General features: G+C 59.7%; 8 protein-coding genes and 2 riboswitches. Of the genes, 5 read left to right on the forward strand and 3 right to left on the reverse strand.

The window, feature by feature from the left end; translation table 11 throughout:
- Positions 1-42: 42 nt before the first annotated feature.
- Positions 43-975, reverse strand: a complete 933-nt coding sequence (locus WMO46_RS06585) for a sulfatase-like hydrolase/transferase (protein WP_302588299.1) — start codon at positions 973-975, stop codon at positions 43-45.
- A 17-nt stretch (positions 976-992) separates the two neighbouring features.
- Positions 993-1,206: riboswitch (cobalamin riboswitch) on the forward strand.
- Positions 1,207-1,332: 126 nt separating this feature from the next.
- Between WMO46_RS06585 and WMO46_RS06590 the strand changes: the two genes are divergently transcribed.
- From WMO46_RS06590 to WMO46_RS06610, 5 genes are read left to right on the forward strand one after another with little or no spacing between them, the layout of a single operon-like run.
- Positions 1,333-3,402 carry a TonB-dependent receptor gene (locus tag WMO46_RS06590; RefSeq protein ID WP_019149566.1) on the forward strand — a complete coding sequence of 690 codons (2,070 nt, stop codon included), beginning with the start codon at positions 1,333-1,335 and terminating at the stop codon, positions 3,400-3,402.
- 12 nt (positions 3,403-3,414) lie between these two features.
- Positions 3,415-4,572 (forward strand): YncE family protein, encoded by a 1,158-nt coding sequence (locus tag WMO46_RS06595; RefSeq protein WP_019149565.1) that lies wholly within the window; start codon positions 3,415-3,417, stop codon positions 4,570-4,572.
- 2 nt (positions 4,573-4,574) lie between these two features.
- The gene (locus WMO46_RS06600; RefSeq protein ID WP_026076296.1) at positions 4,575-5,816 is read left to right on the forward strand and encodes a hypothetical protein; all 1,242 of its coding nucleotides are present in this window, start codon (positions 4,575-4,577) and stop codon (positions 5,814-5,816) included.
- 17 nt (positions 5,817-5,833) lie between these two features.
- Positions 5,834-7,150, forward strand: coding sequence for a fibrobacter succinogenes major paralogous domain-containing protein (locus tag WMO46_RS06605; RefSeq protein ID WP_349094037.1), 1,317 nt, complete (start codon positions 5,834-5,836; stop codon positions 7,148-7,150).
- Positions 7,151-7,162: 12 nt separating this feature from the next.
- The gene (locus WMO46_RS06610) at positions 7,163-8,719 is read left to right on the forward strand and encodes a PKD domain-containing protein (RefSeq protein ID WP_019149562.1); all 1,557 of its coding nucleotides are present in this window, start codon (positions 7,163-7,165) and stop codon (positions 8,717-8,719) included.
- Positions 8,720-8,986: 267 nt separating this feature from the next.
- Here WMO46_RS06610 and WMO46_RS06615 read toward each other — a convergent pair whose 3' ends face one another.
- Both WMO46_RS06615 and WMO46_RS06620 read right to left on the reverse strand, forming a co-directional pair.
- Complete coding sequence (locus WMO46_RS06615) at positions 8,987-9,352, reverse strand: hypothetical protein (RefSeq protein WP_129650596.1); 366 nt, start codon at positions 9,350-9,352, stop codon at positions 8,987-8,989.
- A 97-nt stretch (positions 9,353-9,449) separates the two neighbouring features.
- Positions 9,450-11,132: a putative transporter gene (locus WMO46_RS06620; RefSeq protein ID WP_302588302.1), complete on the reverse strand. Its 1,683-nt coding sequence runs from the start codon at positions 11,130-11,132 to the stop codon at positions 9,450-9,452.
- A 144-nt stretch (positions 11,133-11,276) separates the two neighbouring features.
- Positions 11,277-11,473: riboswitch (cobalamin riboswitch) on the reverse strand.
- Between the last annotated feature and the right edge of the window lie 318 nt (positions 11,474-11,791).

The raw sequence follows: 11,791 nt of genomic DNA on the forward strand, positions 1-11,791 counted from the left end.
AAAACCAGCTTCCGGAGGGCGATGCAATGCCGCGGAGGTGCTCTATTCGGTACGTTTCGGTTCGACGGGCGGCAGCGGGCCGAACTCACCCCGGGCCGACGCCTTGATGCTGTAACCCTTATACATCCAGCGGTCACGATACCAGGAACACGGCTTGAAATCGTCGCCGAGCTGCTTCATCTTGCGCTCCATGTGTTTGCGCAGCTCTTTCTTGACCGAAGCGTAGGCCGGATCGCCGGCATAGTTGGTCAGCTGCGTCGGATCGGCCTCCCGGTCGAGCAGCACTTCGCTCCCGTCACGCAGATAACGGGCATAGGTATAGCGTTTCGACCGCACGGCCCGCCATTCGTAGCCGTCCTTCCACTGGTAGGTGTGTCCCATGCTCTGCATGAAAGCGTATTCGGGTTCCCGGCCTTTCTCCCCGCGGACGATGAAACTCAGGTCCTCACCCTCCATCTCGTCGGGAATCTCCCCGTGCAGCCCCGCGAGGCCCAGCAGCGTGGGTCCGATGTCGGGCGTATTGAGGCAAGCGTCGCTTTCACGGCCCCCGGTGGCGTATCTGGGATCGCGGATCAGGAACGGAATGCGGGCCGACTCGTCGTAGAACGTCAGTTTGTACATGCGGCCCTGCGACCCGAACTGCTCGCCATGATCCGAGGTGAAAACGACGATGGTATTATCGGCTATGCCCAGCTCTTCGAGCAAATCCATCACGCGCCCGAACTGCTCGTCGAGCGAGTTGACCATCGCATAATAGCAGCGCAGCATCTCGCTATACCGGTCGGTGTCGATAAACGATCCCCGCCACTTCTCCTCGCCGTCGAAGAACTGCTGCGGATAACGGTCCATATAGGGATCGGGCGTCCGCTTGAAATTCTCCGGCAGGTCGAAATGCACGTTCCGGAAGCGTTCGTAACAGCGCGGATCGACATTGCTGCGGACCGATAAGATGAAATAAAAAACGTTTTTTATCACCGATTACTGACAAAATTTATATCTTTGCCGCGCAAAGGTTCCGAAAGAGGCCCCGCGGCCTCCGACCGATTAAAAGGGAATGCCGTGAAAGTCGGCAACAGTTCCCGCTGCTGTAAGTTCCTGTCCGGAAACGGGCACACGAGGAATCGACAATCTCAGCCACTGGTGGATAACCGGGAAGGCGTCGAAACCGGAACGAGTCAGAAGACCTGCCTTGCATGACAAATTGATTTCGCAGCCTGCGGAGAACGGGCCCGGATCGACAACGCATGTAAAGCACTCTTTCATTCTGTTTCGTTGCACTGCGGCTGTGGAATCAATGGTTTTACCCGACAAACCATTGACACAGAACGCATAATGAAGCAACTTCGCCTTTCGTTCCTATGCCTCGCATTCATTGCGGGGGGGGGTAATCACGCGGCGGCCGACACCTCCGACTCCACCGCGAACCGGCGCTACGTCGGAAAACTGGACAGCATCCAGAAAATCAGCGAGGTCGTCATCGTCGGCGCTCCCGTCATCCCCAAATACCGCGAGGTCATCCCGGCGCAGGTCCTCAAAGACATCGACCTGCAACGGCTGAACAGTTTTTCGGTGGCCGACGCCATCCGCTATTTCGCGGGCGTGCAGCTCAAAGACTACGGCGGCGTGGGCGGTCTGAAAACCGTCAACATCCGCTCGATGGGCACCAACCACATGGCCGTGTTCTACGACGGCATCCAGCTGGGCAACGCCCAGAACGGACAGGTCGATCTGGGACGCTTCTCGCTGGACGACGTGGAGGAAATATCGCTCTACAACGGTCAGAAAAGCGACATTTTCCAGTCGGCCAAGGATTTCGGAGCCTCCGGAACGATCTACATAACCACGCGGCGCCCCCGCTTCGAAGAGGGCAAGCGGGCCAATTTCAAGGCCACGATGAAAACCGGCTCGTTCGGGCTCATCAACCCCTCGATGCGCTACGAGTACAAGATCTCCGACGCCGTCAGCTCGTCGTTCAGCGGCGAGTGGACCAACGCCACCGGCCGGTACAAATTCCGCTACCGCCGCCGCAACACGCTGGGCGAAATCGCCTACGACACGACGGCCTACCGGCAAAACGGCGACATAAACGCCACCCGCATGGAGGCCGGGCTCCACGGAAAGATGGCCGACGGACAATGGACCGTGCGGGCCTACACCTACAACTCCGAGCGCGGCATCCCGGGGGCCATCGTCAACAACGTCTTCCGCCACGGCGAACGGCTGTGGGACACCAACTCGTTCATCCAGGGCACGCTGACCAACCGCTGGTCGAAGAGGTTCCGCACGCTGTTCAACGCCAAGTACGCCGCCGACTACACCCACTACGAGAATCAGGACGCCAAGCTGATCCAGACCAAGAACACCTACAAGCAGAAGGAGTTCTACTTCTCGTGCGCCAATCTCTGCAACATCCTGGAGCACTGGGAGGTGTCGCTGGCCTACGACTTCCAGTGGAACACGCTCGACGCCACGTTCTACATGCCCACCGAGAGCGACGGCACCTTCCCCTACCCGACGCGCTACACCCACATGGCGGCATTGGCCACGGCTTTCGAATGGGGGCGGCTGAAGATGCAGGCCAGCCTGTTGGGTTATTTCGTCCACGAAAAGGTCGAGCGCTTCGAGGCCCGGCCCGACAAGGCCGTGGCCACCCCGGCGTTCTTCGGATCGTTCAAAGTGCTGAAAAACCACGACCTTTCGGTGCGCGCCTTCTACAAGCGGATGTTCCGCATGCCGACCTTCAACGACCTCTACTACACCGACATGGGCAACGCCTTCCTCAAGCCCGAATATGCCGAACAGTTCAACGTTGGGCTGAAATACGCGCGCGATTTCGAACGATCGCCCTTCATGCGGATGCTCGACGTTTCGGTCGATGCCTACTACAACAAAATCACGGACAAGATCATCGCCTACCCCAAGGGGCAGCAGTTCCGCTGGACGATGCTCAATCTGGGCGAAGTGGAGATCAAGGGCGTGGACGCCGTGCTGAACGCCCTGTTCACGCTCGGCAAACTGGAGGTGACGACCAAGTTCCAGTACACCTATCAGGAGGCCATCGACATCACCGACCCGGCCGACACCTACTACCGCGACCAGATTCCCTACATCCCCTGGCACAGCGGCTCGGCCATCCTCGCGCTGTTCTACAAGGGGTGGGGGCTCAATTACAGCTTCATCTACACGGGCCAGCGCTACAACCAGCAGGAGAACATCCCGCGCAACCACACCCAGCCGTGGTACACGAGCGACCTCTCGCTGCAAAAGACCTTCCGAATCCGCACCCGGACACTCAAGGCCACGGCCGAGATCAACAACCTCTTCGGACAGGATTACGACGTGGTGCTCAACTACCCGATGCCGAAGACCAACTTCCGGTTCGTCGTCAGCGTCGATCTCTAACCCCCGCGAGCCATGAAAAGGTATCTCTTCATCGTTTTGGCCGGCTGCTGCCTCGCCGCCGGCTGCCGGAAGATCGAACTGGTGAACCCCACCGAATACGAGGTGCTGCCGTTCGGGGAGAACCCCGATGCCGACCCGATCGGCATGTATCTCCTGAACGAAGGCAACATGGGCAGCAACAAGGCGGACATCGACTACCTCGACTACCGCACGGCGGTCTACGCCCGCGGCATCTATGCGGAGAAGAACCCCAACGTCGTGAAGGAGCTGGGCGACGTGGGCAACGACATCCAGGTTTACGACGGACGGCTGTTCGCCGTCATCAACTGTTCGCACAAGGTCGAGGTGATGGACGCCTACACCGCCCGCCGCATCACGCAGATCGACATCCCCAACTGCCGCTACATCCGCTTCAAAGGCAAATACGCCTATGTCAGCGCCTACGTCGGCCCCGTGGCGATGGACCCCGACGCCCAGAAAGGCGCCGTCTTCAAGGTGGATCTCGACACCTACCGGATCGTCGGCCAGGTGACCGTAGGCTACCAGCCCGACGAACTGGCCATCGTCGGCGACCGCGCCTATGTCGCCAATTCGGGCGGCTACCGCGCCCCGAACTACGACTCGACGGTCTCGGTCATCGAACTGGAAACCATGCGCCAAATGTACAAGATCGACGTGGCGATCAACCTCAGCCGCATCAAGGCCGACGCCTACGGCAACCTGTGGGTCTCCTCGCGGGGCAACTACGACGACGTTCCGTCGAACCTCTACCGGCTGGAACCCAACGGCGGACGCTACCAGGTGGCCGAGGCGATGAACATTCCGGCCTCGAACATGACCGTCTCCGGGGATTCGCTCTACGTGTACAGCGTCGAGTACAGCAACCAGACCTCGAAGAACACGGTGACCTACGCCATCATCGACGTTAAAAAGAAACGCGTCGTGTCGCGCAAGTTCATCACCGACGGCACGGAGCTCGACATCGTGATCCCCTACGGCATCGCCATCCACCCCCGGAACGGCGACATCTACGTCACCGACGCCAAGAACTACGTTTCGAGCGGCGTGCTGCACTGCTACTCGCGCGAGGGCGTCCGCAAATGGAGCGTCCGCACGGGCGACATCCCCGCGCACATGGTATTTCTCGAACGAAAACAGCCACAGCGATGAAGATGAAAAAGATACTCGCCGCCCTGCTGCCGGCCCTCGCGCTCGGCGGCTGCGACAACGACGGCATCCCCTACGTAAGCCTCGGGCTGGACGACCTTTACAAGGTCGCCCGCATGCAGACCGTCGATCTCAGACCCGCCTTCACGGGAGAGAGCTACCGCTGGACGGTCAAGACCGCCTCGGGGGCCGATTCGCTGCTCTCGGAAGAGAAGGACTACATCTTCCTGATGCAGTATCCGGGCACCTACGACGTGACGTTCCGAATCTTCGACCCCGTCAATCCGATCGTGCACCGGATGACCTTCTACGTGGTCGAAGAGGAGGTGGAGTACAGCCCCTACATCGCCACGGTCTACGAATACTGCCCGGCACCGGGACAGTTCGTGAACGCGATGCCCGAATACCGGGAGGGCGACACGGCGGAGACCATGCGGCAGAAGGCCGAGGAGGCCATCGCCGGAAAGATGCAGAGCGGCGTGTCGCTGGGAGCCTACGGCGGCTACATCACGTTCGGATTCGACCACACGGTCGTCAACGTTCCGGGCGAACACGACATCCGCATCGACGGCAACTCGTTCAACAGCGCCGCCCACCCGGGCGTGGACGGAGGCAGCTCGGAGCCGGGCATCATTCTGGTGATGTTCGACGAGAACCAGAACGGCAAGCCCGACGACAAGTGGTACGAGATCGACAAGAATCCGTGGTACACGGACGAAGCGGCCGTATACGGATACGAGATCACCTACCGCCGACCCGCCCCCGGGCATGTCCCGACGCCCGGCGAGGGGAACGACAGCGCCATGACCGACATGACCTACATCGGGTGGGAGGACAACCGCGGGCAGAGCGGCTACGTCTACAAAAACAAGTTCCACGACCAGGACTACTACCCGCGGTGGATCGACGCCGACGAAATGACGTTCCGGGGCACGCTGCTGCCCAAGAACGCCGTGGATGTCTCGGGCAACGGCTCCTATTACCTGCAATACATGTTCAAATACGGCGCCTATGCCGACAACTATCCCAACGAAGCCAAGGACGAAGAGGGCAACTACTACAACGGCTTCGACATCGGGTGGGCCGTGGACCCCGAGACCCGCGAACCGGTACACCTGCCGGGGGTCGATTTCATCCGGGTCTACACCGCCCTGAACCAATACTGCGGCTGGATCGGCGAGACCTCCACCGAAATTTTCATGGCCCGCGACATGCATATCTACGTGCGGCCCGACCAACACCAATAAAACAGAGATTCCACGCTATGAAAACGAAAAGACTACTGTTGCTGCCCGCGCTGCTGCTGGCGCTGAGCGTCGGGAATGTCGCCTGCTCCTACCACAACGACGACAACCCCAACGAATACCCCGATCTCGAACCGGAGCCGGAACCCGAACCGGAGCCCGGGCCCGACATCGACCGGAAATACCTCGAAGCGGCGTACACCCCCAACTGTTTCATGGTCAAACCCGGCCAGTCGATCGACATCCCGATCCTGAAAGCCTATGCCATGTGGGACCTCTACGCCGAATGGCTGGGCGGGGAGGATTTCACGGGGCTGACCCCCGAACCCGTTCTGCTCTGGCAGGACCTGCCGGGCCTGATCACGAACGTCGGACTGATTCCGGGACAGCAGGCCGAAGAGGGTTCCATCGCCGTATCGACGGCCGACAAGGTGGGCAACGCCGTGATCGGCATCCGCATCGGCGGCGCCGTCCGTTGGAGCTGGCACATCTGGGTGACGCGCTACGATCCGGATGCGGAGCTGGTCGCCTACGGCAAAATCTACACCTGGGACAACGACGGCGACGGAATCAAGGATTACACCTTCATGGACCGCAACCTCGGGGCGACGATCGACAAGGCGGTCATCGAGAAAACCGCCGCCGACTCGCTGGCCGCGTGCGGACTGATGTACCAATGGGGCCGCAAGGACCCTTTCCCGGGCGACCGGATTCTCCGCGGCACGAACACGACGGATTCCCGCCATTTCGACAGCAAACCGATCTACGACATGGCGGGCGTGCAGCTGACCGAAGGTTCGCAGGCGGAAGGCACGGGCATCCGTTCCATCAAAACCGACGCCGATCCGACCCGTACGGGACTGGCCAAGTCGATCGTCGAACCGATGGTCTATCTGCGCGGAACGGAGGGATATTCCGACTGGTTCCGTTGCAGCGAACCGACGGAAATGAAGCGCTGCGACACGCTATGGTGCGAACCCGTGCGGGGCAAATCGCCGTTCGACCCGTGTCCCGAAGGGTGGCGCGTGCCTGCGGACAAGAACGGCGAATTCATCTGGAACGGTCTCGAAAACGCCACGACCGACTACTCGGCGCTGGGCGTGTTCCCCTATGCCGGATTCCGGTACTGCGCCGGCGGCGGATGTCTGAAAAACTCGGGATTCGGAGCCAGCATCTGGTCCGGAACGCCGCCCGCGGGGATCGGAAACGCCTACGAACTGACAATCTACATAGCCTCCTACAACCAGCGTCCCAACATCCGCCGCGACATCTCGTCCCGCAGCGACGGGCAGTCGGTGCGCTGCGCCGAAGACGAACGACACAACGAAACCCTTTAATTTTATAAAACGATGAAGAAATTCACTTTCCGAACCCTGCTGGCCGTCGCAGCCGCAAGCGTGCTCCTCACGGCATGCAAAGACGAGAACGACGACGGCAACACGTCGAAGACGACCTACGAATTCTCGGTGAAAGCCGAGGACAACCCGATCGACGCCCCGGCCGACGGCAAGACCTACACCATTCTGGTCACCTCGACCAAGACGGCGCAGGCCGGCACGAGCGCCGTGGCTTACGAGGTAGTTTCATCGCCCGAATGGGCTCCCGCCGAACTCGAACAGACGGCGCTGGTCATCACGGTCGCCAAGAACAGCTCGACCGAAGCCCGCGAACCGGGCAAAGTGGTCCTCAAACAGGACGAAAGCGACAAGACGCTCGAAATCACGGTCAACCAGGCCGGATTCTCCAATTCGATGTCGCTCGAAGCCGCCTATTCGACCGACCGCTGCAAGGTGCTCCTGATCGAGCCGGCGATCACGGGCTTCGACCAGAATCCGGTCTACGAATGGACGGTGAAAGGCCCCGGCGACGCGGAGGCCGCCGAAGCCGGAACCGACAAGACGCTGTCGTTCATCCAACTGGAAACGGGCGACTACACGATTTCGCTGACCGTCACCGACGACAGCGGCATCACCGAGACCAAGAGCGCCACCGTCACCGTAACGACCGAGGCCACGGCCTATTCGCCCTATATCTCGGAGGTGTTGGAATACAAACCAGCCCCGACAACTTCACGAGCCGCATCCATCCCGTTCGGCCCCAACGACATCTATCCGACGACCGTTCTCAAAACGGCGACTGAAAAAATCAACGGAGATTTCCAGAGCACGAACAACGGCCTCAGTCTCGGCACATTGGGCGGATATATCGTCTTCAAGTTCGACCATACGGTGATGAACGTTACCGGACTGCGCGATTTCCGCATCGGCTCGTTCTCCGGCAGCAGTTCCTACCCCGCTCCAGGCATTGTCTATGTCGCTTTCGACCAAAACGGAGACGGTCAGCCCAACGATGACGAATGGTACGAACTGGCCGGCAGCGAATACGGAAAAACGGGGAACCGGACCGGAATCAAAATCGTTTACGACCGCCCCGATAATTTCAACCCGAGCGTGAACTACGGGACAGGCGTCGATAACTATATCACTTATACAATCAACGACAACGAACCAGGATCACTGAGCAGCGGATGGATGGCGAACGTCATTCCGCAATGGCCCTACTGGTTGCGTACCAGCGACGAAGACAAAACACTGACATTCACCAACGTTACGATGATCCCCAGCAACACCCCAATGTCAGGAAGCTATCCGGGTACCACCCAATGGTATGAATACGGTTACGTTTGCAACTCCAATCCGACAGATGAAACCAACTCTTCTTTCGACATCGGCTGGGCCGTGGACAAGAAAGGCAATCCCGTAAAACTTCCGGGAGTTGATTTCATCAAAGTCCAGACTGCCACACTCCAATATTTGGGCGACTTTTATGGGCCAGCCTGTACGCAATTGAACTGCGCCATCGACCTGCACCTGAAAGGGACAGAGATCGAAACGATCGCACAATAAGACCTTGACACGGCGGCGGGACCCTTTCAATCACGACGAACCATTGCAAACCTTTCTTCGCATGAAATCCCGCCGCCGTCTTTAACCGCACAGACTGCGGGCTGCCGGATATTTGGAGATTAGTTCACCGTTGTCTGCCATACAACGATTTACCTCCGGCGCCCGCAGTCTTTTTCATCTGTCCGTCCGCCGGCTCTCCACGCCTCTATCGCATCGTGCAGTCCGGACGCCGCCGCGGCTCCGTCGCAGAACCGCCGGTCCCCATGCTCACAGATTGATCTGATTCCCCTCGGCGAACAGCGAATCGAAAAGCTGACAGAGTTCCGACTCCAGCTCCTCTTCGTCCAGATCGCCGTTCAGGGTGAAGAATTTTCCCTGCGGGGTGCAATACCGCACCGTGCTGACGGCCTCGCAGGACCCCGCGCCGCAGACAACGACCGCATCGACATCGTCCTCGTGGCGCAGCATGGCGTTGTAAAACGCCAGCAGATACCGCGGGGCGCTGATCGACGGAACCAGCACCATCGTCCCCGAGGCATCGAATTTGTCGGGCGAATTTATCAGTTTCAGACCGTAGCGGTCTGCGATCCTCCCGGCCGTCGCCGCCGGAACTCCGTACAATACGATATTCATAACCGTTCGATTGAAAAAAAGGCGCGGCGACTACTAATCTCTATGCAATGACTTGTTATGGCAGTAACGGGTCTTTGTTCGCCGCGCCTTTTTGGGTTTATCCGAAAATCAGTATCAAAAGTTGGGCCGCCAGCACCCGCAGGAACATCGACAACGGGTAGACCGTGGCATATCCCACCGAAGGGGCGTCAGAGGTGGTCTGTTCGGTCGAATAGGCCAACGCCGGCGGATTGGTCGAGGCGCCCGAAAGCACGCCGATCAGCGTATAGTAGTTGAGTTTGTAGCGATAGCGTCCGAAAATGCCCGCCAGCAACAGCGGCACGACCGTGATCACGGCGCCGTAGGCGATCCAGACATATCCGCCGGCGACGAGCGTCGGCACGAAATCCTCGCCCGCACCCAGCCCCACGCCCGCGAGGAAGAGCGAAATACCCACTTCGCGCAGCATCAGATTGGCCGACATCGTCGTGTAGGTGATGAGCCGGTAATGCGGCCCGTAGCGGCCGATCAGGATGGCGACGATCAGCGGACCGCCGGCCAGCCCCAGTTTCACGGGCTGGGGCACCCCCGGAATCCAGAACGAAATGCTGCCCAGGACGACACCCAGCGCAATGCCGATGAAAATGGGGATCAGATTGGGATGGTTGAGCCGTTTGAGTGAGTTGCCGAAAAGCCGTTCGGCATGGGCCACCGACAGTTCGGGGCCCACGACCGTCACCCGGTCGCCCAGCTGCAACTGCAAGTTCCCCGCCGCCACCAGGTCGATGCCCGAACGGTTGATGCGCGTGATGGTGACGCCGCTCGTCGAGCGGACGCGCAGTTCGGCGAGCGTCTTGCCGTTCAGCTCGGGTTTGGTGATCAGGATGCGCCTCGAGATCATCTTCGGGTCCTGTATCATCTGCTCGGCGTCCACCTCGCGGCCGAGCAGAGCGACCAGCGCCTCGACATCCTTGGGCGCCGCCACGAGCAAAATCCGGTCGCCGCAGCGGAGCGTCGTCGCAGCGTCGGCCAATTCGGGAGCTCCGCCCGGACGGCAGATGCGCGACACAACGAAGTCGCGCAGGGCCAGATGCCGTATTCCGGAGATGCTTTTGCCCTCGATGGCCGGATTGCAGACTTCGACGGAGATCCGCCGGGTCGTCAGGTCTTTCAGAACGTCCGTGCCCAGCCCGGCCGCCTCTTCCTCCTGCCGCACGTCGATGCGCAGCAGATAGCGCAGCGCCAGCAGGGTCAGGATGGCCCCGATGACTCCGAGCGGATAGGCCAGCGCATAGCCCGTCGCAATATCCGGCGCATCGGCTCCGGCGTGCAGGTCGCTGAAAGCCTGTTGCGCGGCGCCCAGACCGGGCGTATTGGTGACGGCGCCCGACATCACGCCGACCACGGCGGTTATCGGAAGGTCCGTCAAATAATAAAGGACGACCGTCGTGACGACCCCGAGCGCGACGACCAGGGCGGCCAGCTTGTTCAGCGTGACGCCGCCCTTGCGGAACGAGGAGAAAAAACCCGGTCCGACCTGCAAGCCGATCGAATAGACGAAGAGAATCAGTCCGAATTCCTTGAGGAAGTGCATCAGATGCTCGTCGATGTTCATGCCGAAACAGCTGAAAGCGATACCGACGAACAGAATGCCCGTCACGCCCAGCGACACTCCGGCGATCCTGATCTTGCCCAGCATGATGCCGAGGGCTATGACCAGCGCCAGAATCATCACCGAGTGGGCGACGCCGCCGCCCCAAAGCGAATCGGAGCCAAACAACAAACGTTCGATCAATTCCATACCGAATCCCGTTTTTATGCCGGACCGCCACCGCAAAGCGAAACCCTGTGCCGGAAAAGCACAATGCACCCTGCAATCGGGCCGGACTCAAAATATATCAGGCAATACACCACCGAAATCAAACGCCCATCCCTCGGGGTCCTTTGACATCGAATCGACTTGGCAGGTCTTCTGACTGACTCCTGTTCCGAAGCCTTCCCGACCCTTGCGGATCAGTGGCTGAGATGTTCGGAACCTTCGCGGAGCTTCACAGCAGCGGGACTGTCCGGGATTTGCACCCGATTCCCTTTTCATTTCCTCCCCGGCACGGGGAACGGAAAACCAAATCTGAGGGCAAAGATAGGGGTTAATTCCGAAAAACGGCATACGGAGACGGATTATTTTCAGAAATCGGCCTTACGAGCCGGCGAAAGGCCGATTTTCGGTCCGGAGATTTTCCGAGCGGGAAGAGGCGGCGAACGACTTTCCGGGAGCAGGGCTTCGGCATGCCGCCGCAATCCCGGCGGCCGGGAAACGCGCGGGCACCGGGTGCAAAACAAAAATCGCCGACAAGTCATCCATTGACTGTCAGCGATTTGCCTTGTACCCGGTAGCCGCATTTGAATACATTAAATTCTATTAAACCCAAATAGAAGCTAAAATAGATGATTTTACATTTA

It is taken from the genome of Alistipes intestinihominis, assembly GCF_040095975.1.
In the GTDB taxonomy this organism is placed as follows: domain Bacteria; phylum Bacteroidota; class Bacteroidia; order Bacteroidales; family Rikenellaceae; genus Alistipes; species Alistipes senegalensis.